Origin of the sequence: Chitinophaga sp. (assembly GCF_039596455.1) — a bacterium.
Taxonomy (GTDB): Bacteria; Bacteroidota; Bacteroidia; order Chitinophagales; family Chitinophagaceae; genus Chitinophaga.
This window is the reverse complement of sequence record NZ_JBCNJR010000002.1, coordinates 92,347-116,226: the sequence shown is the minus strand read 5'-3', so window position 1 is coordinate 116,226 and position 23,880 is coordinate 92,347. Positions and strand designations below refer to the sequence as shown.

Sequence of the window (23,880 nt, the reverse complement as noted above, 5' to 3'; positions counted from 1 at the left end):
GTTGTACTTTTTAGAATGAAAGGTTTACACCAGCGGCCATCATACGTTGCTGGGGATAAAATCCGTTATTCACGTTCGGCATTTCGGGGTCCAGGTACTTCAGCTTGTCAAAAGTGAAGAGGTTGGAGCCGGAAACATATATTCTCAGTTGCTGGATCTTGGCGCGGTCCAGTACTTTTTTGGGCACGGTATAACCCAGCTGTATCGCCTTTACACGCAGATAGCCATTGTTCCTGATCCACCCGGAGTTGATGTGAGCGTTATGAGCCGTTAACTGGGCTTTGTATGCTGAAAGACGGGGAAACTCTGCATTCGGATTATCGGGCCTCCAGGCGTTTTCAACCAGGAAGTACGGAGAGTTACCGTATCCGTAGAAGGTGCGGGTAAAGGGTGTATTATCATCCACACCGGAGGTGCCGCTGGAACCTTCATACGTACCAGCCAGCGATACGCTGCTCAATGCAGCACCCTGCAGGAGCGTAGAGAAATCGAAGCTGCCGTATTTCAGGTAGATGTTAAGGCCATACATGATCTCGGGAAGGTTGCTGCGGCCAATCACAGCGAAGTCTTCGGCGCGGGTAATGCGGCCATCTCCATTAATGTCCCTGTATTTGAAGAAACCGGGGGCTACTACACCTGCGCTGGGCGAGGGAGCATTGGCGGCTTCATCCCAATCCTGGTAGAAACCGTCTGCTATAAAGCCGAATTTGGTGCCCATCGGTTTGCCCACACGGCGCATCCATTCCGGCGTTGATCCTACTTCATCCAGCCTGATGATCTTGTTCCTCGCCCAGTTGAAGTTACCGGTAAGGCTGTATTCCAGTTTGCCGATAGTGTTATTGTGACGGATCTGGAGGTCAAAGCCACGGTTGTCTACTATACCGGAATTTACGTTGGCAGGATAGTAGCCGCCTATGGTAGCCGGGTACAAACCGCCCTGGCCCTGCAGAATATCTTCCGTTACTTTATAGAACCAGTCAAAGTCTACTCCCAGTTTACCGTTGAGCAACATTGACTCAAACCCTACACTGGTCATCGTAGATGTTTCCCATGTAATAGTGGGGAAAGGCGGAGCACTGGTATAGATAGCGGAAACAGGTTTACCGCCTATTACCATTACCGGGCTTTCTGTCAGCTTGTAAGTCTGATAGTATTGATAGAGACCGCCGGCTATCCTGTCATTCCCCATCTTACCCATAGAGCCTTTCAGCTTCAGGAAGTCTACAGTGCCTCTCATGTTTTCGAAGAATGATTCTTTACTTACTACCCAGCCCAAACCAACTGCCGGGAAGTTCTGCCAGCGGTAATCAGGGTGGAAGTAAATAGATGCGTCGTACCGGCTAGACACCTCCACGAGATATTTGCCTTTGTAGGCGTAGTTGATACGGCCTACGTAACCTGCCCTGGAATCGTTTGAGCTGTTCCCTGTAGGCTTGATAACATCCAGTGCGTCCTGGCCGCCAAAATCGATCTCGTGAATGTCTATCAGCGGGAAGTTGCTGGCGCCGGTAGAAAATACGTTGTTGTTTCCCTGGCTGAACTCGTACAGTGCCAGCGCAGTAACCTCGTGGTCGCCGAATGTAGCATTGTAGCTGATGCTGGGCTGGAACGTTTTACGCCATGCCTGGCTGTATGACTGGCGGAGCGTTGTTCTGGTAATGCCAGGCACGGTGGTCAGCGGCACAAAGTCTCCGGTGATCTGGTCTCTTGCACGGCCCATCAAGGGATACGGCGTGAGCCAGCTTTTATTTTCGGTGCCGGTTTTATCATAAGCTGCCATCAGCTTCACTTCCAGTCCCTTCACCCAGGGAATCCTCGCCTTCATAGCAATGTTACCCTGGAAGATGTTGGATTGGGAGTTCTGATAACCGGATTGCTGAACGGAAGCTATCGGGTTTACCCAGCCGGCATTACTGTTGTATGCAACTGGCAGGCCGTTAGGCGCATATTCAGGCAGGTTAGGCAACATTCTCACAGCCTGGTACCAGGGGTTCAGGTAAGCTGTATTGTCCGGAGAGATGCCCGGTGTGCGGGTGTTGGTCTGACGCAAAGCCAGGTCTACGGAAACAGAGAATATATCGTTCAACTGCGCATCCAGGTTGCTGCGAACATTGTAGCGCTTGAAACCGGTATTCTCGATAACGCCGTCCTGATCAAAAAGACCGGCGCTTGTGAAATACTTCACTTTGTCAGTACCACCTCTTACAGAAACGTTATGGCTCTGCGCAAAGGCGTTACGCCCTGCCAGTTTGCCCACCCAGTCTGTATTACCCAGCAGCGGGTTGGTATTGGTACCGTTGCGCAGGTCGTCTATCTGTTTCTGCGAGTAGATGTGCGGAACCAGGTTGGCGCCCACCTGCTCGTTGTAATCATTGTCCATATCCGTTCCCCTGTTGTACCACTCCATGTAGTCAGGGCCATTGAGGAACTTGGGGAAACGGGTGTTTTGCGTTAACTGCACGCTACCGTCATAGGTCACTACCGGCTTCTGGTTCTTACCACGTTTGGTGGTGATCAGGATGATACCATTAGCGCCCTGCAAACCGTACACCGCAGTAGATACGGCGTCTTTCAGCAATGTGATAGTCTCAATTTCGCTGGGGTCAAGGCTGGACATATGACTGCGGGGAACCCCGTCAATTACGATCAGCGGGCCCTGGTTGGGGCCTGTGGTACCTACACCACGGATACGCAGCGAAGCATCGTCCGCACCGGGGCGGCCGGATTGCTGCAGGGTGGTCAGGCCAGGAAGGCGGCCAGCCAATGCATTCGTGATGTTCATGGCCGGTGCCTGTTTCAACTGATCTGCATTGATCTGCACTACAGAGCCCACCACATTCTGGCGCTTCTGCTGGCCATAGCCTATTACGATCACTTCATTCAACCCTTTGGTAGCCTCCGCCAGCTTAACGACCAGGTTGGCGGCCGGGCCGGTGGTAACTTCTTTCGTTTCGAAGCCCAGGTAGCTGAAAATCAGCACAGCTGAAGGCGTTTTAAGGGCAATGGAAAATTTTCCTTCTACATCGGCGCGTGTGCCCTGGGACGTGCCTTTGATCTGCACGGTTACACCCGGCAGCGGGCCTCCCTTATCGTCCGTTACCGTACCGCTCACGGTACCTGTTTGTGCGTACGTGAATATGGTGGGGACCATGAGCATGGCCAGGCATAGCATCCACCTCAACGTACTTTTTTTGGCTGATAACACTTCCATAAGTCTTGATTAGGTTTATTGATTAATCGTTTTGAATTGTCCTTGAAAATCCACGCTGCGTTGGAATGGTTGTAAATATTTGTCAACAAGCACCGCGGCGGCGCCTCTGTTCAATTGCGTTTTTAGTTCCGGCGTGCCGGGCAGCTGCAGGGCGCCCCAACCGGCAGCCAGCTCCTGCAGGGTTATTTCCCTGCCGGCTTTTTTGAACAGCTCCAGCAGGAATTCTACCGTAAGCGGTTCTCCGGAGGCGTCCCAATAGGTACGGAGCGGTTCATAATACGGCCGCAGGCCTTCTGTGAGCGTGTAGCAGGAAATTTCCCGCTGCGGGTAGAACCAGGTCTGGTTAGCCCATTTATAAGGCAGGCCCTCTCCTTTCAATATACCGGTAGCACCTATACGCTGAATGGCTGCAAAATGCGGATGTTCAGCCGGCACGTCTATAAAAGGCATAATGTAGGCCTTGGCATCCAGCAGGGCTTGCTGCACAGCGCGGATGCTAACCTGGCGCGGCTGTACTTTTTCCCGCAGGGCCACGGCGGCCAGCGCACCGGAGGCCTGGCCAATGCCCAATACCACAGGTTGCAGGCGGGTAGCGCCGTTTACAATGTTGGTAACGCCAATGCTTTTTTCCGCTACTATCAGCCCGTCTACATCTTTAGGTACCAGGCTGCCGATGGGCACGTTGTAAGAGGGTACTCTTATTTTTACGAAGTCTATTTTCGGCGCGTCCGTATTTTTCTCGTGGTGATGGTCAATGGTATAGTCTCCCACGGCAATGCCCGTGCGGTAAAGCGGCTGCAGCTGGTCATAAGGCCGTGCCACATGGTTCACCGTAAGCAAGGCTTCGGCTTTTACACGGCGAGACTCGCGGTGGTAGGGTATCATGGGCAGCCTGTCTGCCGTAGGGAACTCATCGTCCGCAATGCCCAGGTGTTTATAACCCAACGCGGTTTGCAGGTAATAAATGAAACGAAGGCTGTGCAGCTTGGCTGCTTTCAGTGCCTCTTCCCGCTCCGCGGGCGTTTTTTCAATAATGTTGAGGTAATAGTCATTGCCGGATTTCGGCCAGTTGATCATGTATTTGTTGTTGGGCAGGCGGCCGTACTGCATCATCTGGTGGCAGTTGTTGTTGGGAGAATCGAACGTAGCGGGGTCAGATACGTCGCAGCTGCCTGCAAACATGGCCGGGTCATAACCTTCCGGCTTTTTAATGGTTTTGTTTTTGCCTTTGCCGTAATCTTTCAGCACCACCACATAGGTAAGGTCCTGGATAATATCATTGGCTTTCTCAGGCGCCTGCTCCTCTCCCGTTTCACTCCGGCTGTCCATCCCGATATCATATTTTGCACCCGCAGCAGCCATCACATCACCCAGCTCAGTGGCATCAATCACCAGCTTTGCCGTTATCCCGAACGTCTTTTTGCCTTGCCGCACCGTAACCAGCCACCCGCCGTTTTCCTTGCGAACGGCTTGCCAGCGGGTATTATACAGCACCTGTAATTGTTTTTCCGCACCGGCCATCTGTTTCAGGATGTTATTGCCAACATGCGGCTCAAACAGGCAATTGCTCACCCAGCCGGTAAATACGGAATCCGGGCCGCCGTAATATTTATAGAGATGTGACCTGAACTCGCCCCAGAGGCCGGAAGGGAGGCGGTGATTGCCGTCTATGGCAGACACGCCGGCGGAGGTGAGCATACCGCCCAGCCAGGCGCTTTCTTCAATGATCATGGTATTGACGCCCATGCGGGCAGCCTGTATGCCGGCCATGGTGCCGCTGGCGCCACCGCCAATTACCAGCAGGTCTGTTTGTTGCTGGGCGCTGGCCGCTGTGTAGATAAATCCGAATAACAATAATAATAGTCTCCTGCAATTGCGCATGCTTACTGTCTTAACGTGTTCCTGAAAATGTCTTCTCCGTGTCTATGTACATCAGGCCTGCCTCCGTAAGGCCTGGTCGTCATTGTCGTATCCGTTGGCGTGTTTCACCAGCATTTTATAGCCGGTACATAGGTATTGAACCCTAACTATTAAAATGAATGCTCTAAATAAGAATATATTTTACTAAAAGACAAATACTTTTTAACAAATTTTATTAACTATATCGTAATTAACCTGTTCGTTAAAAGAAGTAGCAAATGGGCTTAAAATAGTACAAGAGTGCGTATACACAGGGTTTTATAAAGAATCCAGCATCTTTTTCCCTAATTGTTTTTAATTTTTTTTAAAAAGATTATCTTTACCGGAAGATGTAAAATGAGGCAGGTGCAACCGGAGTGAAAACTTTTTAATGGAATTATTTCCCCCAACAATAATATGGAGCATCCCACTTTTTTTGAAGAATTGAATAATGAAAACCTGGGCGGTGTAGCGTACAAGAACCTGAACCTGAAGAAGAAGATCATCGCTTATTTTGCCAACATCAACAATGCCACTATTGCTGACCTTGCCAAAGAGCTGAACGCCAGTACGCCCAAAGTAACCCACCTGCTCAACGAGCTGCTGCAGGAAGGGCTGGTACATGACTATGGCAAGGTAGACAGTACCGGAGGCCGCCGGCCCAATGTATACGGCATGGCGCCGGACGCGGGCTTTTTTGTGGGCGTGGAAGTGAAGCGCCACCATGTGAACCTGGGCATGCTGGATTTCAAGAAGAACCTGGTGAAGTTCACGGAAAAAATACCGTACGACCTGCAGAATACCGCCGCCTCACTCAATGAGCTGTGCAAGATCATACAACGTTTCATAGATGAACTGCCCGTGGGCAGGGAAAAGGTGCTGGGCGTGGGCGTTAACCTCACCGGGCGCATCAACTACGCTACCGGCTACAGCTACAGCTTTTTCCATTTTGATGAGGAGCCGCTGAGCAAGGTACTGGAATCCCGCATCGGCATCCGCACTTTCCTGGAAAACGATTCCCGCGCCATGGCCTATGGCGAGTTCAGCAGCGGTACCGTTAACAATGAGAAGAACGTGCTGTTCGTGAACCTGGACCACGGTATTGGTCTGGGCATACTCATCAACGGGCAGCTCTACTACGGCAAATCAGGGTTTGCAGGCGAGTTTGGCCATATTCCCTTCTTTAATAATGAACTGATCTGCCACTGTGGAAAAAAGGGATGCCTTGAAACGGAAGCTTCCGGGCAGGCGCTTGTACGCAAGTTCCAGGAAAAGCTCAAAGCGGGCTTTTCTACCGTGGTGATGCGCAAACACAAACAGCCGGAGCAGATAACCCTGTCTGACATCATTCATGCCGCCAATAACGATGATGTGCTGGCCATTGAACTGGTAGCGGAAATCGGGGAAAAGCTGGGCAAGGGTATTGCAGTGCTGATCAACCTGTACAACCCTGAACTGGTGATCCTTGGCGGCAGCCTCTCCACTACGGGAGAGTACATCCGCCTTCCTATCAAAAGCGCTATCAACAAATATTCCCTCAGCCTGGTGAATAACGACACGCAGCTGATCCTTTCCCGCCTGGGCGAAAAAGCGGGCATCATCGGCGCCTGCCTGCTGGTGCGCAACAAGCTGCTTTCGCTGGCATGATGGCAGTACAGGCATGTAATATTTACCGCCGCTTTTTTTGGTGGATAGCACCCTGACCTGTATTTTTAATCCCAGTTAAGACAGAGTCCGCTATCTATGAAAACCATGCAATATTACGTGCTGGACGTATTTACCAGCGAAAGGTTCAAGGGCAATCCATTACCTGTGGTGGTAACCAGCAAAGAGCTTGAGACAACCCTGTACCAGCAGATTGCCCGGGAGTTCGGCTACTCCGGTACTTCTTTTATGCATTATTCCAAAAGCGAAAAATCACTGCGGGTGCGCTCCTTCACCCCTTCCGGCAAAGAAACGGACGGGGCCGGCCATAACCTGCTGGGCGCGGTGTGCCTGGCCGTGTTAAAAGACATGAACGTTTTCCGCATTCAGGAAAACGGCCCCTTTGTGATCATGAAAGACCGGCGTATTGCGCTTTCCTTAGAAAACACCGGGCAAGACGTACCATTCATTGGCATGCTGCAAAAGCCGGCCACGGCGGGCAACACCGTGCCGGCAGATGACATGGCCGCTGCGCTGGGGCTGCAGCCGGAAGACCTGTTGCTGCATGACTGGCAGCCCACCGTGATGCAAACGGAAGTAGCCCACCTGATGGTGCCCCTCAAAAACGTGGAAGCCCTCAACCGCGCGGAGCCCCGGTCTGCCGCTCTCCGCAACCTGGCCACGGGGTATGGCTTCCAGGGTTGCTATTGTTTTACCCTTACTGATAAAGACACGCCGCAAACGGTGCAGGCCCGCTTTTTCAACCCTGCAGCCGGCGCCGAAGAGGCGGCCACAGGCAGCGCTGCCGGGCCTTTGGGAGGTTTTCTTTTCCAGAAAGGGTACATTCATCAAAACAAAGATTATTCCCTGCTGCAGGGCGTTAAAATGGGGCAGCCGTCCATTTTGCGGTTCAGGGCCACGCAGGACGGCATTTGGGTAAGCGGCTCATCAGTGATAGTGATGGAAGGAATTTTGCACCTTTAAACGTTTTTGCTCCGTATATTGTAAGGAATCCTACAATATCTATGAGCAGTCATGAGCAATTATCCCGAAAACTGGAGGCCATGCGGCGTATTGGAGACGATCTGCCCGCCGTAGTGATCATCCACAATCTCCAGACGCAGTCTGTAGAGTACATGTCTCCCGCCGGACAAAAGCGGCTGAACATCACGCTGGAAGAGTTGAAGGCCATGGGGCCGGAGTATTTCACACGTTTCTTCAACCCGCAGGAATCTGCAGAATATGTTCCGAAAATACTGGGCATGCTGCAAAACGACCAGCAAAACGGGTTCGTTTCTTTCTTTCAGCAGGTGCGCGCTTCGGCTGCTGAAGACTGGAGCTGGTACCTCAGCGCCACCACCGTTTACCTGCGCAATGAAGAAGGCCGGCCCACCCACGTGATCACCTTTGCATTGCCCATAGACCCTCATCACCACATTACCACCAAAGTAAACCGGCTGCTGGAAGAAAATAATTTCCTGCACCGCAACAAACACATTTTTGCAGGCCTCACGGGCCGGGAAAAAGAAATACTGCGGCTGACGGCGCTGGGCCACAACTCCGCTGAAATGGCCGGCATCCTGAACATTTCAGGGAAAACGGTGTCTACCCACCGCCGCAACATCAAACACAAGCTGAACGTACAGTCCAATTATGATATTACCCGTTTTGCCCTCGCCTTTGACCTGATCTAAAAAAATCATTTGTTATATTGTGCATACAACAAATGCACGTTATGTCTACGGCTTTCCTTCAAGTACTGCTGTCTCTGGCAGCCGGCATCGGCCTTATTGTATTGCTGACGGTAAAATTCAGGGTACATGCTTTTTTTGCGCTGTTCCTGGCCTGCTTTGTAGTGGGCCTGGGCGTGCAGTTGCCTGTAGCGGATATCATTACGGCTATGAAGGAGGGCTTCGGGCACATCTTAAAAAACCTGGGCTTTGTGATCATGCTGGGCACCATGCTGGGCGTAGTGCTGGAACATACGGGCAGCACGCGGGTAATGGCGGCGGCCATCCTGAAAATGGTGGGAGAAAAAAATGCGGCGGCGGCCATGGGCATTACCGGCTTCATTGTTGGCTTGCCTATTTTCTGTGACTCCGGCTACATTGTACTGAGCGGGCTCAACCAGTCTGTAGCGCGGCGCAGCGGTGTGTCCATACTGGTAATGTCCGTCTCCCTGGCCTCCGGGCTGTATGCCGTGCATTGCCTGGTGCCGCCTCACCCAGGCGCTACTGCAGCGGCCGGCATTATTGGTGCAGACATCGGCAAACTGATATTGATAGGCGCGCTGGTAGCCATCCCGGCAGCCGTGGCCGGCTGTTGGTGGGCCGCCTGGATGGGCAAAAAAATTCCGCAAGCGCAGCAGGAAGCCGCTACTGCTGAAGAAACGCTGCCTGACCTTCCCGCCTGGAAAGCCTTTCTGCCCATCCTTGTTCCCATCCTGCTCATTGCAGCAGGCGCTTTCAGCGATCTTCAGAAAGGCGGCAGCCTGCTTCATATATTGGGAGACCCTGTAATTGCCCTCTTCATTGGCGTTATACTGGCCTTTTTCACGGGCAGCAGCTGGAAGCGCAATGAGGTGAGCCATCTCATGCAGGAAGCTGCTGAAAAAGCGGGCAGCATACTGGTGATCATCGGCGCAGGCGGAGCGTTTGGCGCAGTGCTGGCTACCACCAAAATAGGGGACCATCTTAACAGCTCACTGCAACTGGGGAACCTGGGGATTATTTTCCCCTTTCTGCTGGCCTTTCTGCTGAAAACAGCGCAAGGCTCCTCTACCGTAGCCATCATCACCGCCGCTTCCATTATTCAGCCGCTGCTGCCGGTATTGGGACTTGACAGCAGCATGGGCAGGCTGCTTTGCATGCTGGCGCTGGGCGGCGGCTCCATGATGATCTCCCATGCCAACGACGCCTACTTCTGGGTGATCAGCAAATTCTCCGGACTTGAAATGAAACCCATGCTTAAAGTATATTCCGGCGCCACCGTGCTCATGGGCCTCATCACCATGGCCGTGGTATATGTGCTGCGTGTAATACTGCTGTAAGAATGGCGCGGATGTTGTTTTATCAGCAGCATGCCAGAAGGCCCTTCCATAGTAATTCTCAGGGAAGCGCTTGCTCCCTTTTGCGGCAAGAAAGTGCTGGAGGTGAGCGGCAATTCCAGCCTTGACATTGCCCGCATGAAAGGCAAAAAAATACTGGACATCAAGAGCTGGGGCAAGCAGCTGCTTATCTGTTTCCCGGGCTTTGCTTTGCGCGTGCATTTTTTGCTGTTCGGCACCTACCGCATCAACGAAAGGAAAGATATGCCGCCCCGCCTGCAATTGCAGTTCCGCAACGGGGAGGTGAATTTTTACACCAGCTCCCTGCGCTTTATAGAAGAACCGCTGGATGAGGTGTACGACTGGTCTGCCGATGTACTGAGCCCCGCCTTTGACAGGTCAAAGGCCATGGCCAAACTCCGTAAACAAACTGATACACTGGTGTGTGACGTGCTCCTCAACCAGGATATTTTTGCCGGCGTGGGCAACATCATCAAAAACGAAGTGCTCTTCCGCATCAGGGTGCACCCGCGCAGCCTGACCGGCAAACTGCCATTGCAGCAACGCAAACTGCTGGTAAAAGAGGCTGTACAATACAGCTTTGATTTCCTGGAGTGGAAAAAGGCTTTTGTGCTGAAGAAACACTGGCTCATTCATACCAAAAAAATATGCCCGCGGTGCGGCATACCGGCTGTGAAAGAGTATATGGGCACCACCCAGCGGAGAACGTTCTTTTGCGAGAATTGCCAGGTGGAGTACAGGTAAGTTTATTTGAACAGCTCCTGGTAGTGCTGCGATGGCTTGAAAATTCCCCCGCTTTCCGCATAAAAATCTGCGCCCAGGTTAAATACGCCCTGTTGCGCCTCTGTCCACGATGCGCCGGCGGCGGGGAGGTATCCTTTCATGTCTGCCCAGTGCTGATAGTTCATATCCCCGTTGGTTTCCATAAGGCCCATGCCTACACCTGGGAAAGGCGCCAGGCGGGCGGCCAGGTTCTTGTGCCAGTCAACCAGCACGGGGTTTACGGTGAGGTCAGCGCAGAGGCAGGGCACTTTCTTTTCCTCCGCCAGTTTAGCTATGCGCATGCTCAGGCTCAGGGTTTTGGCAATGCCTTTCAGCACCAGCACATTATATCCCTGCTGCAGCCGCTGCAGGGCGTCCCGTTCGGAATGTACACTTTCATCCGCGCCCATACGAACGCCGAGATCGCCCACGGGTTCCCGCATGTCTTCCCGGAAAGGCTCTTCGTACACCAGTATGCGGTCAAATGCGCCAATGCTCCGTGCATGGTCAAGATAACGGCGAAGGGTATCTTTTTCCGCGTACCGCCCGTTGGCATCCATGGTGTACCACACGTTGCCGTGCCGGGTGTGGGGCTGGGACAGGTCTTTCAGCGCATTGTGTATCTCTGTGAGCCGGGCCATGTCAAAGGCCAGCATCTCTTCCTGGCTGCCGGGGTAGCCGGTTTTTATCTTGATGATGAAATACCCGTTCTTTACAGCTTGTACAATATCCGCCACCGGCATGTTGTAAGATACCTGGAACATTACAGCGATCTGCTTGTTGCGGTAGCCTAATGCAGCACGGTAAGGAGCGGGTATCATCTCGTCAAAGCTGCGGCAGTTATTTTCCGCTGCGTACAACAGCCAGGCCGCGTTATCTATGGCTACCAGCGCGTTGAGCACAAAGTTGTAATGCAACTGCTGACGCCCGGTAATTTCCTTGCCTGCGGCAATTACGCGGGGCAATATTTTCTCCTGCAAGTCAAGCGGCGTGGTGAAAGGAGTTTCCCTCACAATATCCAGCGTTTTTTGTACCAGCGCAAACATCATGGCGTTGCCCTTCAGCTCGGTGTGTGCGGCAAACAGCTCTGCATCCCCATACAGCACGCTTTGCGTGGCCAGCCCAATGCCGCTCTTGCCAGATGCGGCGGTGAGGCGTGTGGCCACCTGCCATAATTCCGTAAGATAGTTGCCTTTAAAGCCGAAGGGCCTCAACAGCGGTTCCCGCTCAAACCGGGCGGCGGCTTTCACAACGCGGATGCGGCGCGGGTCAACGGCGGACGCTACGTGAGGTGCAGGCATAGCCATGATGCCCGCAGCCCTGATAAAATCTCTTCTGTACATGCTCTAAAAAGTACGGAACAATATTGACTTCTTCAACCATTTTTTTGAACGGGCCGCTACACGGCCGCAGTACTCATCCGGAGAGGCAATACAAAAGCCGCTCTCCATACGGAAAGCGGCTTCGTGATATCCACTTGCAGGTTTAATCTTTATAGATCAGTATCTCAATTTTCCCATCCTTCGTCACCGTACCACGGTACATGCCTTCGGTATTGAAAGGCATGGCCATGTTCCCGTCTTTGTCCAGCGCAATCAGTCCCCCGTCTCCTCCCAGGTCGCCCACTTTTTTAATGACGGCTTTACCTGCTTCCTCCACGGGCAGCCCTTTGTATTCCATCATGGCGGAAAGGTCATGAGCCACCACGTTGCGGATATAAAATTCGCCCCAGCCTGTGCAGGACACGGCCACGGTGCGGTTGTTGGCATAAGTGCCCGCACCTATGACGGGAGAATCACCAATGCGGCCGAATTTTTTATTGGTCATGCCCCCGGTGGAAGTACCGGCAGCAAGGTTCCCTTTTTTATCCAGGGCCACGCAACCTACCGTTCCGAACTTGTTGTCGTTATGACGGATGCCGGGATCTTGCTGCGGCACATAACTGTGGTCAAGCTTCGCTTTGATGGAATCTTCTTCCAGCGCCTTTTGCAAGCCCTGCCAGCGCGCATCTGTCCGGAAATAAGACGTATCTACGATCTCGATGCCTGCCTGCGCTGCAAATTGTTCCGCACCGCGGCCCGCCATCATCACGTGGCCGGACTTTTCCATCACGGCCCTTGCCAGTGAAATCGGGTTCCTGATGGTACGTACACCCGCAACAGCACCGGCAGCCAGGCCGTTCCCGTTCATAATGGAAGCGTCCAGCTCATTACGCCCGTCGTGCGTAAATACAGCGCCTTTACCGGCGTTAAACAGGGGGTTGTCTTCCAGTATCCTGATAGCGCTTTCCACGGCGTCCACACTGGAGCCGCCGGCTTCCAGCACCTCGTAACCCTTTTTCAACGCAGCTTCAAGCCCTGCGCGGTATTGCGCTTCCTTTTCAGGCGTCATGCTCTTTCTGAGAATAGTGCCGGCGCCGCCATGCACCACCAGTACATAGTTGCCGGCCTTTGTTTCAGGCGCCTTGTGCATGCAACCGCTGAACATTGTGGTGACGGCTGCGGCCAGCAGCATTAAAAGATGTTTATACATATTATTTTGCTCTTTCCTTTAAGTTACCATTTTCTACCCACCAGTAATACCATTTTCCTCCTTTCGCCTTTACGGGATTAAAATCAGCTACGGAAAATTGACCATTCCCGCCGTCGGCGCCCTGCAGTTCGTATACGCTCACCGCCATCCTGTTGCCTGACCATTGCACAGGTTTGCCGGGGGCGCATTGTTCCGGCGCATGCCGCGGGTCGGTGATGAGGAAATAAGCCTTCCCCTCCCCAAATACCTGCGCGGCGCCTTTTTCATCTATACATACCGCCGTTCTTTCATCAGGTGCAATGCCCCTGGGAAATACTTTCCAGTCAGTAATGATGCGTGCAAGAAACGCCATGTGCCTTCCCTGGCGCTTGCGGGCCACGTAATGCTGGTCACTGATCACGTTGTGCAGGAAAGGCGGGCGCAGAAAATCGTTGTTGTACAGCGTTACAAGATCTGTGTACGGGTTTTGCAGGGCCTCCGCCGTGGCGCTGCCGTTCTCCCCGCTGTAGTACATGCCAGTGAGCACAGCGCAGCCCGCGCTGGTCCCGCCTACGGGCACTTTCTTCTCGTTCAGCAGGTAGTTGATGGCCTCCGCTGTTCTGGTGCCCCGCCAGAAATTCATGTAATTGGACTGGTCTCCGCCTGAAATAAAAAGCATCTCCGCGTTGCGTATTACACGCGCTACGGCCGGGTTGTCCGCCACCTCCCTGGAATCTATCAGAAGGGTTTCCACTGACGCAACTTTGCCCAGGCTGTCAATAGTACGGTTATAGAGATAGTTGCTTGACGCGCGTATCACTACTACGTTCCCTCCCCCGCTCCGGTCAATCATCCACCGGAATGCGCCCGGTACGTCTCCGCCTCCGCCTACAAGGGCTACACCGCCGCGGGTTCGGGTCACTACGTCTGCCGTGTCTCCGGTAACGCCCAGAGACGCTATTCTGCCGCTGATCTGTTTTGCCTCCCTGATGGTTTGTGCCTGCGCGTACAGGCAAGCCGTTGTAAAAATAACTGTCAGTAACTGTTTCATGCTTTATTTGTTCACGTAGCCAGGGTTTTGTTTAACGTTCGGGTTGGCGCGCAGCTCGCTGTTGGGAATAGGAAATACGTATTCCGGATCATCAGGGGTGAGCAGTACGGCGCCCAGGGCGTTCACGGCATCTTCCGGATTGCGGGAAATATTGAGGTTCCTTCTCCGCAGGTCAAAATGCCGGTGGCCTTCAAATGCCAGCTCCTTAAACCGTTCTGTGATAACCGCGCTGATCAGGGCGTTCTTGTCTGCAAAGGTAACCGGCGTGTAGCCTGCAATGCGCGCGGCGCGCAGGGCATTGATGTCTGCCGCGGCAAGCCCGGGCTCATCTTCTTCCGCATAGGCTTCTGCGCGTATCAGGTACATTTCGCCGGTACGCAGCAGCTTGAGGTCTACCAGGTTGGCCATGGAAGGATTGGCGCTGATGTATTTTACCACAGCGTTCGGTACCTGGCCGGCTGTTTCACGGCCCGGGTCTATTTTGATGTAAGAGGAAAAACGGATGTCGTTGTTTTTGTCGAACAGGTTAGTGAGCTTGAAAGATGCGGCGTAGTAAAGCCTGCTGCCGGCGGGGTTGTCAAGGAAACCGGCCTGCGTATAAAATCCGCCAACCTCTTCGTCTCCCGCTACCCTTTTGAGTTTCCAGAACACTTCGGCAGTACTGTTGTCTTTCCATATCTGCGGGAACTGGGCGCGGGTAGCTAACGGCAGCGCATTGATAGCTTCGGTGGCGTAGGTGATGGCGTTGGCCCAGTTTTTCTCATACAGGGCCACGCGTGCCTGCAGGGCAGACACAGCGGCTTTGGTGAGCCTTGTACGGTCATCAAAACCTCCGGGGATCAATGCCTTTGCGGCCACAAGGTCTTCATTGATCTTCTGCATGGTGGCAGCAAATGACAGCCTGGCCGGTTTGCCGATGTAGGAGCTGTCCATATACGGTACGCCCATGGCCGAAGCCTCATATTTTTCGGCAAAGTTACGCACCAGCTCCAGGTGGCAGTAAGCCCGCAGCGCCAGCAGCTCTCCCTGGTACTGCGCCAGTGTTTCCTGCTCGGACGGTTTTACGGGTACGCCGCGAGACGCGCTGAGGGCACGGTTAACGCGGTCTATGGCAATGTAATTGTCTTTCCAGGCATCATGCAGGAAACTGCCGTCATACTGCCAGCGGTGGGTGGCTACGCCTGAGCCGGTGCTGTTTTCGGAAGGCAGCATGTTCTCGTCCGTTATCAGCGAGGTGTAACGGATGCTGGAATAATAATTCAGTATGGAATACGCACCTAATAAACCCTGGCCAATATCATCTACGTTCCGGTAAGCGCCTTCAGGGTCTATATAATCCGATGGGCGAAGGTCCAGCTGCTTGTTGCACGCGGCAGCAGCGAAGGTGATGGTGATGATGAAGAGAAAATACTTTTTCATGCCGGGAGAAGATTAAAAGTTAACGTTTAGACCTGCCACGTAAGTTCTTGGAGTTGGGTAGCTGAAGCGGGCGTATTCATTACCGTTTTCAGGGTCAAAACCTCTCCACTTTGTCCAGGTCAGCAGGTTCTGGCCTTGCAGGTAGATCTGCACGCCGTTGATGAAACGCAGGCCGCCGAGTACATGCTTCGGCAGGTTGTAACCGATGTTGGCATTACGCAGGCGCAGGAAAGACGCGTCTTGTATATCCCTTGAAGTAAAGTTGCGGTCTGCGCTGATACGTGGCAACAGAGCCTGGTCTCCCGGTTTCTTCCAGCGGTCATACAGCAGCCGGATGCTTTGGTTGCTGGTGATGAAGCTGGGGTTTTCGTTGAAATAATCTTCGTTGTTGTACCGCATGACGCGTGTATTGAAGCTGAGGAGCGCATTGAAATAGAAATTCTTCCAGGTGATGCCGGTATTGATACCACCGGTGATCTCGGGGATGTAGGTACCGAACTCCGCCACGCTCATGGTGGCAGCGTCATATTCTGTAGTGATCTTGCCTTCTGTGTCGTAATACTGCGGGTCTCCGTTAGCGGGGTTTACACCGGCCCATTTGGGCGCGTAGTGGGAGCCGAAAGGCAGCCCTACGCGGATGATGCCGGTATAGCCGTATTCAAATTCATCGGCGCCGCCAAGGTCCAGCACCTTGTTTTTGTTATAAGCCATGTTTGCGCCCAGCGTCCAGGTAAAGTCTTTTCTGCGGATGATGTCTCCCTGCAGGTCCAGCTCAACGCCGCGGTTGCGCATTTTGCCGGAGCTGATGGGCAGCGTTTCGTCAGGCACGCCGGCTGTGAAAGACAGCCGCTGGTCTATGAACAGGTTGCTCGTTACACGGTTGTAGTATTCTGCGGTGAGGCGAATGCGGTTGGAGGGGGTGAGGCCCAGGTCGAAGCCGATATTCATCTCTTTGGCGTACTCCCAGTCATAGTCCGCATTGCCGGGCTGGCTGGGCACAATGGCCGGGTTGCCTCCGTAGCTGCCCCTGGTGAAGGTTGCCAGGTAAGCAAAATCATTGATGAACTGGCTGGCCGTAGTGCCATAGCTGGCCCTTACACGCAGCATGGGAACAAAGTCTATATCCTGCAGAAATGCTTCACGTTTGGCCTCCCAGCTAACGCCCAGGGAGTAGAAACCGTGCCAGCGGTTGCTTTCAGGCACCATGGAGGAACCATCGTAGCGGTAGCTGCCGTTGAAAGTGTATTTGTTGTTGTAAGTATAACGCAACAGGCCAATATAAGAGGCCGTGGCGTTCTTTGACTTGCCGCCGTTCAGCAGCGGCACAAAGGTACCGGGGTCTCCAACGCCGGCCGGCGTCCGCGGCAGGCGCGGGTCAAGGCCGTAGCCTGTATAGCCGAAAGAGCGGACAGAGTTTTCAAGATATTCGAAATAGCCAGACACTTCCAGGTCATGCCTGCTGTTGAAAACATTGCTGTACGTGAGGCCGGAGGTGGAAATGATGGAAGACCGGCGGCTTACACCCTCCGCGTAGCTGCCCTGCCGGCCGTTGGATACCCTGCGCCCGGCGTAGGAATCCGGATTGATCCATTCTTCATTGGTCTGGTCCCTGTAATCCACACCCAATCTTGTTTTGGCAACCAGCCCTTTCACGATCTCGTAGTTGAGGGAAGTGCTGATGATCATTTTCAACTGGTTCTGCAGCCTGGAGGTATTCAGCATCCTTTCGTACGAGTCGCTGCCTTCGCGCAGGTCAAGCACGGGATAGTCAGCCCCGTCTCCGGTAGTTACCAGCTTGCCGTCAGGTGCAAAGGGATATTCATAAGGCAATGCGTAGTATACGGCAGACAGCGGGTTGTTGGCCGCAGTGCTGCCTTCGCTCTGTATCAGGCTGCTTTTGGAATACCCCAGGTTAGCGTTCAGGTTGGCGGTGAATTTTCCTGCCGTGAAGTCCAGGTTGTTCCTGACGGTGTAACGTTTGAGACCAGATACCCTCACCAGGCCCTGCTGATCAAAATAATTAAGGGACGAATAGAACCTGATATTTTCGTTGCCGCCGCTGGCACTGATCTGCTGTTCCATGTAGCGGCCGTTACGCATAAAGAGGTCGCGCCAGTCTGTATTCATCTGCAGCAGGCTGTCTACGATGCGGTCTGCTTCCGCTTTTTCCGCGGCGGTTTTATCGGCGTAATCCGGGTTTTGCCGGGAATACGTCCAGAACGGGCCGGCCTCCGCGCCGGTTTCCAGCCCTATGCCTTCTTCAAACTCTTTCCTTTGCGCGGAGTTCATCATATTGAACTTCGGTGAGGTGAGTGTGGAAAGGCCGTATTGAGAGCGGTATTCTACCGCTACTTTTCCTGATTTACCTTTTTTGGTAGTGATCACGATGACGCCGTTGGAGCCGCGGGAGCCGTACAAAGCCTTTGCAGAGGCATCTTTAAATACGGTCACCGATTCAATATCTCCGGGGTTGATGGCCTGGAAGGCATTGGCTTCAATAGGCACGCCGTCCATCACGTACAGTACGTTCGTATTACCTGCTATGGTGCCCACGCCCCGCAGCGTTACCTGCGCGCTGGTACCCGGCTGGCCGGAAATGGCATTCACGCTCAGGCCCGGCACACGCCCCTGGAGGGCTTGCTCGAAGGTGGCGGCGGGCACTTCACTGATCAGGTCACCTCCCACCGTTGTAGCCGCCGAAACCGATTTGCTCCTGTTATACCCGGTATAACCCGTTACCACCACTTCTCCCAGGCTGGTGGTAGAGGGCTGCATCACTACGTTGATCTCCGTTTGGGCGCCAATAGTCACCTGCTGCGGCGTGAAGCCCAGCAGGCTGAACTCCAGGGTTTTTGCGCCTTCGCCTGCCGTAATGGCAAAGCGCCCGTCTCCGTCCGTGGCTGCGCCGGTATTGGTACCGGTGATGCGCACGGCCACGCCGGGCAATGCTTCCCCGGAGGCTGCCGTTACCCGGCCTTTGATCACTTTTTCCTGCAAGGCGGCCGGCTGCGTGGCGGAAACGATCACTACAAGGTTATCTTCCTTTACTACGTATTCCAGCGGCAGCCCCGCAAATGCACGGGATAGCACCAGCGCCAGCTCTGCATTCTGCACGGAAATGCTTACACGCTGGCTTTCGGGAAGCGTACCGCTGTGATAAACAAAGCGGTAGCTGGTCTGTTTCTCTACTTCGTTGAGCACTTTGCGTATACTGCTTTTGTGCAGGTCCAGGCTGATCCTGTCCTGCCCTGCGCCGGTAGCGGCATACACCTGGAAACCCAGGAGAAGCAATAGCGTAAATAGTTTCATAGCTAACAATAGCGGGAGTTTCATAACTTTGTTATGGTTTAGTGAGTGAATAGCCTTATACATTTTCTAAACTCCGGGAAGCGCGCCAACGCTTCCCATTTTTACTTCATATTATTTATTTTGGTTGACAGGAAAACGCGCCAACGTTTCCTTTTTTATTTACTGATCACCACTCTGCCTTGCTTTACCTCAAAGCTGAAGGGATAAGATAATTGCAGGGCTTCCAGCGCCTTGATAACCGTTTCGCTCTCGAACGTTCCGGAATAGCTGTATTTTTTTACTTCTTCATCGGTAATGACGATGGGGATACCATACCACTGCTGCAGCCGTCCGGCAATCTGCTCCAGGGTTTCATCCTGTATCTTCAGCCGGCTCCTCACCCATGCTATCTCTTTTGCCTTGTGATCTACCGGGTCTACCGCCAGGGAGCGGACAGAAAACGAAGTATCCCGTTTGCCGCCGGACTGTATCACCAGCTTCTGGCTGGGCATCAGCACCGTTTTACGGGCAGGGTCCTCTTTTGAGGTTACCTGCACCTTCCCGCGGAACAGGGCCGTTTCGGTATAGGAATTTTCCGGGTATGCGCTCACATTGAAAACGGTGCCCAGCACTTCTATGCTGGCATCTTTGGTGTGTACGATGAAGGGATGCTGCGGATCGTGCTTCACATCAAAAAAAGCCTCCCCGGAGAGGGTAAGCACGCGGTTGGTTTTGCTGAAGCCTTCAGAAAGGGAAATAGCGCTGTTGTTGCGCATGGTAATCACAGACCCGTCAGCCAGCATGACGGTTTTACGCGGTTCCGCGCCGGAATGTACCGTGGAAGCCACCGGCAACTCAACCGTGTTGCGCTGCTGTTCCCAGGTATAAAAAACGCCCGCAGCCAGCAGAATGGATGCCGCAATGCCTATGTACAGCGCCTTCCGTGACCTCCTGGCCGTAGTAGCCTCACGCTGGCCGAACTCTTCCTTCAGCAGCATAGACCGCTCCATACCGTCTTTCAACTCACGCGCCTGCTCCTGCAGGTTGCCCTGGTTGGCATTCAGCAAGGAAAACAGCTTCCTTGCTTCGGCTATTTCACCGGAAGCATGCGGATGCTCCTTGATCCAGTTTTCCCAGAAATCAACGGCAGACGGGTCGGTCCCAAGACAGTATCGCTGGAAGGATTCGTCACAAACAAAATCTTCCGCGCTGCGGTAACGGTTGCTCATACTACATACACCTTTCCATAACTGACGGCGGGAAAAGCGTTTTTACCCAAAAAAAATCCACTTTTTTTTAGAAAAAGCTATTTCAGCAGCTCCCGCAGCAGCTTGATGGCATTGTACATGGTGTTGTACACGGTTTTTACGGTCTGGGAGGTGTGGGTTGCAATTTGCTGGTAGGTATATCCTTCAAAGAACATCAGGTCTATCAGCTCTTTTTGCCGCGGGGTAAGCTGCTGCATGGCATGGTACAGTTTGCGTTTCATCTCCTCATCTTGCTGCACCCGGACGATAATCTCCTCATATGGCAGCTCGCTGGCCGTTTCCTGCCGGCCCATCCGCTCAATGGCGTTTTCTATTTTGGCGTGATATTCCAGTTGGTCTGCCAGCATTCTCCGGAGGGAAGTAAAAAGGTAGGCCCTTACCTGGGTAACGGGTTGGAGACGCTGACGTTTTTCCCATAACTGGAGAAATAGCTGGGTAACGGAGTCTTTCACCAGTTCGTCATTGGCGGTGAGCTTCAGGCCAAAACGCACCAGATGGAAATAGGTGCTGTTGTAGAGATCAAAAAGGGCCTGTTTGTTCCCTTTCCGCATCCCTTCCCAATAGGTGATATTGTTTTCCTCCCCTGTCAACGTTGCAGATCTTTCATCAATGTCTGTATGGCCGCTTCCAGTTGCTGGTCCTGGCCGGCGGCCACTTTATCAAAGGCATTCATTACCTGTACATCAGGCCGGGTTTCCGAATTTTCAAGGTAGCGGCCTGCCAGGTCTTTCACACCCAGGGTAGGCACGCTGAAGCGCAGGGTGTTGTCTTGCAGGGACTGGCCGGTCATCCACGTACAGCTGCCCGGTACGGGCATGCCCACCAGCTTGCCCATTTTGAGCACCTGGTAGTCATGTGCAAAACAATGGCCATCACTGTAATTGGCCTCGCAGGCCAGCACAATGGAAGGCTTCGTCCAGCGGAAAGCCGGTTCGCTGTATACCAGGAACCGGTCTGTTGTATTATTGCGCACCCTGGTGCCGCTCAGGAACATGATCAGCTCCGAAGCCAGGTCTCCTCCCCGGTTGAACCGTGTATCTACCACCAACCCTTTGCGGCCGGGAAACTTGCCCAGCGCTTCTTCGTAGGTATGGCGGTAGGCCGCGTCGTTCATTCGGTACAGGTGAACGTAGCCCAATTCTCCCTTGCTCAGCTTTTCCGTTTCTGCTTCGTTCCGTTTTACCCAGCGCTCATATAGCAGGTCAAATTCCTTCTCAGGCGTTACAGGCCTCACCTGCACCTGCCGCGTTTCTTTACCGGTCCGGAGTACCAGGGCGATCTTTTTACCGGCCTTCCTGTTCAGGTAAAAAGCAAAATCTTTATCCGGTGTTACGGGCTCCCCGTCAACCGCTTCAATGCTGGTGCCGGGGCGGATACCAAAAGCAGGGTCATCCAGCGGGCCGCCCTGCATCACTTCTTTAACCGCCATGCCCGGGCCTTCGAAAGTAAGATCATAGAAAGCTCCCAGAGATGCGGTAACATCTCCATCCTTGCGGTCATCGCTAAAGCTGGCCCCTGTGTGGCTTACGTTCAGCTCTCCCAGCAGCTCGTTCAGCATTTCGGCAAAATCATAGTTGTTGTTGATATCCGGCAGAAATCTTTCGTAATTCGTTTTCAGCACGTCCCATTTGGCGCCGTGCATACCGGCGGTGTAGAAAGTTTCCCTTGTTCTGCGCCATACGTGCTCAAACATTTCTTTCCTTTCCAGGGCGGTATTGATGGTGATCTCTCCGCTGAAGGCCAGGTATTCTTTTTTTCCACCGGCAGGGTCTATACGGAGCACCTTGCCGTCTGCCAGCGCATACATGTACTTCTGCTCTTTGTCCCACTGCATAAAAGCATCATCTATGTTAAGCGGCAACAGGAGCTTCGTTTCCCTGGTGCGCAGATGGCAGGCCCAGAGGTCGTATTTCTTTTCAAAACGGGCAAGGTAATAGAGCGTTTCCCCGTCTTTGCTGATGAGCGCGCTGCCCAGGAGCGCGGGATGCGTGGTAAGCCTTGCCTTGCGCAGCTCCAGGCCATCCCAGTCTATGCCGCTTTGTTCATCCTGATCATTTTTCCTCAGCTCTTTTTGCAGGGCCGCCTCATCTTTATCCAGGTTAAAATATTGCCAGAGCGCGCGGTCAAAGAACAAGGCATACACATCGTTCTGCCGTGTACTGCTGTTGGCATAGCTGTGCAGCCCGTTCCGGTCGGTTTGCCAGATCATCATTCTGCCATTCATCATCCAGCGCGGATTAACATCACTGTAACCGCTGCGGGTGAGGTTTACCAGTTTCTCCTTCCCGGTTGCGGCAATGATGCCTACTTCATCGTTACCGCTGCCCTGTTCATTGTATTTCACCAGCAGCCAGCGGCCGTCCGGGCTCCATTCAAAATACTGGTCATGATCATTGCGGCTATATAGCTGATCCGGCCCCATAACGGTACGGGTTTGACGGCTGGCCATGTTGAATATTTTCAGGGTTGCCCGGTTCTCCACAAAAGCGATCTCTTTGCCGTCAGGAGAAAACCGGGGCTGGTAATTTTCATGTTCATTGGCGATCAGCGGCGTTTCTTCCAGGGAGGTAGCATTGAAGAAAAAACGCTCTTCACGGTCTGCGAGCGCGCAGCGGTATATGTTCCACCGGCCATTGCGTTCACCGGCGTACAGCAAGGCCTGCCCGTCTGGCGAAAAGCTCAGCCCCGCTTCCGCACCCGGTGTTTTCGTAATCCTTTTGATCATGTCCCCTTCCACACTGCCGGCAAATACTTCTCCACGCATGACAAAGGCAATCTCTTTACCGGAGGGAGAAAGCGCCAGTTCAGTAACGTCCGGAAAAGGGAAACGTTTTTCCTCCTCCTGTTTTGTTGCTGTGGCAATGTTTACCGCTACCTTGACGGCTTCCCCTTGCTGCGGCTTCACATAGATTTCCCCGTTGTACCCGAAACAAAGCGTACCGTTACCGGCAATGCTGAGGAAACGGACGGGGTGATCTTTCATGAAAGTGATCTGCTCCGGCGTGCTGTTTTCCCGGGTGGAAGTGCGGAATACATTGAAGCTGCCGGCCTGCTCACTGAGGTAAAAGATATGACCTGAACCGGCCCAGACTGGGTTTCTGTCTTCACCACCGAAGGTGCTGACCTTGAGATGCGTTTTGTTATGGCTGTCATAGACCCATATGTCACGGGCTATAGCGGATACCTGGTGCTTGCGCCAGCTATTCTCCCGTCCCTTCCGGTCGTGATACACAATAAAACGTCCATCTGTACTGATTTTGGCGTCTTCTGCGGGTGTAGTGAGCAGCTGACTCACCCGGCCGCCCGCTGCGGGCACTTCGTATAATTCCTGTAACGCATCGGAGGGGAACTGGCGGTTGGCAGGGTCATCCATCCGGACCGCGCCAAATACCACGTTCCTGCCGCCGGGAGAGAAATCATAAGGGAACTCATCTGCAGAATGCCAGGTAAGCCGTTTGGCCTCCCCTCCTGCGGCGGGCATTACATATACATCAAAATTACCGGCCTGGTTGCCCGCAAATGCAATAAACTGTCCGTCGTCACTCCAAACGGGCATGGTGTTATTGGCGCCATTCATAGTGAGCGGCCAGGCTGTACCGCCGGTGGAGGGCACCTTATAGAGGTTGCCCCGGTAGGTAAAGGCTATGCTCTTACCGTCTGGCGAGATAGAAGGATAACGCAGCCACAGCGGGCCATCCGCCGCTTGTGCCAGTTGGCCGGAAACGACAAAACAGAGTGCCAAAAGGGCTCTTTTTACAGG

At 53.4% G+C, this 23,880-nt stretch carries 15 protein-coding genes; 5 read left to right on the top strand and 10 right to left on the bottom strand.

Going from position 1 to position 23,880, the window contains the following annotated elements; genetic code table 11:
- Positions 1-10: 10 nt before the first annotated feature.
- Positions 11-3,211 (bottom strand): TonB-dependent receptor, encoded by a 3,201-nt coding sequence (locus ABDW36_RS10175; RefSeq protein ID WP_343701786.1) that lies wholly within the window; start codon positions 3,209-3,211, stop codon positions 11-13.
- A gap of 15 nt (positions 3,212-3,226) precedes the next feature.
- Positions 3,227-5,092: an FAD-dependent oxidoreductase gene (locus tag ABDW36_RS10170; protein WP_343701785.1), complete on the bottom strand. Its 1,866-nt coding sequence runs from the start codon at positions 5,090-5,092 to the stop codon at positions 3,227-3,229.
- A gap of 435 nt (positions 5,093-5,527) precedes the next feature.
- On the opposite strand from ABDW36_RS10170, the gene ABDW36_RS10165 reads away from it, so the two are divergent.
- From ABDW36_RS10165 to ABDW36_RS10145, 5 genes are all read left to right on the top strand, one after another.
- Positions 5,528-6,757: an ROK family protein gene (locus ABDW36_RS10165; RefSeq protein WP_343701784.1), complete on the top strand. Its 1,230-nt coding sequence runs from the start codon at positions 5,528-5,530 to the stop codon at positions 6,755-6,757.
- Positions 6,758-6,853: 96 nt separating this feature from the next.
- Positions 6,854-7,738, top strand: a complete 885-nt coding sequence (locus ABDW36_RS10160) for a PhzF family phenazine biosynthesis protein (RefSeq protein ID WP_343701783.1) — start codon at positions 6,854-6,856, stop codon at positions 7,736-7,738.
- 80 nt (positions 7,739-7,818) lie between these two features.
- A complete protein-coding gene (locus ABDW36_RS10155) occupies positions 7,819-8,448 on the top strand; it encodes a helix-turn-helix transcriptional regulator (protein ID WP_343701782.1) in 630 nt (209 codons plus the stop codon).
- 41 nt (positions 8,449-8,489) lie between these two features.
- The gene (locus ABDW36_RS10150) at positions 8,490-9,803 is read left to right on the top strand and encodes a GntP family permease (RefSeq protein WP_343701781.1); all 1,314 of its coding nucleotides are present in this window, start codon (positions 8,490-8,492) and stop codon (positions 9,801-9,803) included.
- A gap of 30 nt (positions 9,804-9,833) precedes the next feature.
- Positions 9,834-10,565 carry a DNA-formamidopyrimidine glycosylase family protein gene (locus ABDW36_RS10145; protein ID WP_343701780.1) on the top strand — a complete coding sequence of 244 codons (732 nt, stop codon included), beginning with the start codon at positions 9,834-9,836 and terminating at the stop codon, positions 10,563-10,565.
- A 2-nt stretch (positions 10,566-10,567) separates the two neighbouring features.
- Here ABDW36_RS10145 and ABDW36_RS10140 read toward each other — a convergent pair whose 3' ends face one another.
- The 8 genes from ABDW36_RS10140 to ABDW36_RS10105 all read right to left on the bottom strand — a co-directional run bounded on the left by ABDW36_RS10140 (position 10,568) and on the right by ABDW36_RS10105 (position 23,862).
- The gene (locus ABDW36_RS10140) at positions 10,568-11,926 is read right to left on the bottom strand and encodes a mandelate racemase/muconate lactonizing enzyme family protein (RefSeq protein WP_343701779.1); all 1,359 of its coding nucleotides are present in this window, start codon (positions 11,924-11,926) and stop codon (positions 10,568-10,570) included.
- Positions 11,927-12,068: 142 nt separating this feature from the next.
- On the bottom strand, positions 12,069-13,097 hold the full coding sequence (locus ABDW36_RS10135) for an isoaspartyl peptidase/L-asparaginase (protein WP_343701778.1): 1,029 nt from the start codon (positions 13,095-13,097) through the stop codon (positions 12,069-12,071).
- A gap of 19 nt (positions 13,098-13,116) precedes the next feature.
- The gene (locus ABDW36_RS10130; RefSeq protein WP_343701777.1) at positions 13,117-14,145 is read right to left on the bottom strand and encodes a cyanophycinase; all 1,029 of its coding nucleotides are present in this window, start codon (positions 14,143-14,145) and stop codon (positions 13,117-13,119) included.
- Between the two features lie 3 nt (positions 14,146-14,148).
- Entirely contained in the window at positions 14,149-15,564 is a 1,416-nt protein-coding gene (locus tag ABDW36_RS10125) for a RagB/SusD family nutrient uptake outer membrane protein (RefSeq protein WP_343701776.1), read from the bottom strand.
- 12 nt (positions 15,565-15,576) lie between these two features.
- On the bottom strand, positions 15,577-18,873 hold the full coding sequence (locus ABDW36_RS10120; RefSeq protein ID WP_343701775.1) for a SusC/RagA family TonB-linked outer membrane protein: 3,297 nt from the start codon (positions 18,871-18,873) through the stop codon (positions 15,577-15,579).
- Between the two features lie 155 nt (positions 18,874-19,028).
- Positions 19,029-20,081: a FecR domain-containing protein gene (locus tag ABDW36_RS10115; RefSeq protein ID WP_343701774.1), complete on the bottom strand. Its 1,053-nt coding sequence runs from the start codon at positions 20,079-20,081 to the stop codon at positions 19,029-19,031.
- A 77-nt stretch (positions 20,082-20,158) separates the two neighbouring features.
- The gene (locus tag ABDW36_RS10110; protein ID WP_343701773.1) at positions 20,159-20,710 is read right to left on the bottom strand and encodes a sigma-70 family RNA polymerase sigma factor; all 552 of its coding nucleotides are present in this window, start codon (positions 20,708-20,710) and stop codon (positions 20,159-20,161) included.
- Positions 20,707-23,862: a S41 family peptidase gene (locus ABDW36_RS10105; RefSeq protein ID WP_343701772.1), complete on the bottom strand. Its 3,156-nt coding sequence runs from the start codon at positions 23,860-23,862 to the stop codon at positions 20,707-20,709. The genes ABDW36_RS10110 and ABDW36_RS10105 overlap by 4 nt, the downstream gene beginning before the upstream one ends.
- Between the last annotated feature and the right edge of the window lie 18 nt (positions 23,863-23,880).

Excerpts from the sequence above, each read along its gene's own strand:
- ABDW36_RS10175 (WP_343701786.1), bottom strand. The coding sequence starts at position 3,211 with ATGGAAGTGTTATCAGCCAAAAAAAGTACGTTGAGGTGGATGCTATGC.
- ABDW36_RS10170 (WP_343701785.1), bottom strand. The coding sequence starts at position 5,092 with ATGCGCAATTGCAGGAGACTATTATTATTGTTATTCGGATTTATCTAC.
- ABDW36_RS10165 (WP_343701784.1), top strand. The coding sequence starts at position 5,528 with ATGGAGCATCCCACTTTTTTTGAAGAATTGAATAATGAAAACCTGGGC.
- ABDW36_RS10160 (WP_343701783.1), top strand. The coding sequence starts at position 6,854 with ATGAAAACCATGCAATATTACGTGCTGGACGTATTTACCAGCGAAAGG.
- ABDW36_RS10155 (WP_343701782.1), top strand. The coding sequence starts at position 7,819 with ATGCGGCGTATTGGAGACGATCTGCCCGCCGTAGTGATCATCCACAAT.
- ABDW36_RS10150 (WP_343701781.1), top strand. The coding sequence starts at position 8,490 with ATGTCTACGGCTTTCCTTCAAGTACTGCTGTCTCTGGCAGCCGGCATC.
- ABDW36_RS10145 (WP_343701780.1), top strand. The coding sequence starts at position 9,834 with ATGCCAGAAGGCCCTTCCATAGTAATTCTCAGGGAAGCGCTTGCTCCC.
- ABDW36_RS10140 (WP_343701779.1), bottom strand. The coding sequence starts at position 11,926 with ATGTACAGAAGAGATTTTATCAGGGCTGCGGGCATCATGGCTATGCCT.
- ABDW36_RS10135 (WP_343701778.1), bottom strand. The coding sequence starts at position 13,097 with ATGCTGCTGGCCGCAGCCGTCACCACAATGTTCAGCGGTTGCATGCAC.
- ABDW36_RS10130 (WP_343701777.1), bottom strand. The coding sequence starts at position 14,145 with ATGAAACAGTTACTGACAGTTATTTTTACAACGGCTTGCCTGTACGCG.
- ABDW36_RS10125 (WP_343701776.1), bottom strand. The coding sequence starts at position 15,564 with ATGAAAAAGTATTTTCTCTTCATCATCACCATCACCTTCGCTGCTGCC.
- ABDW36_RS10120 (WP_343701775.1), bottom strand. The coding sequence starts at position 18,873 with ATGAAACTATTTACGCTATTGCTTCTCCTGGGTTTCCAGGTGTATGCC.
- ABDW36_RS10115 (WP_343701774.1), bottom strand. The coding sequence starts at position 20,081 with ATGAGCAACCGTTACCGCAGCGCGGAAGATTTTGTTTGTGACGAATCC.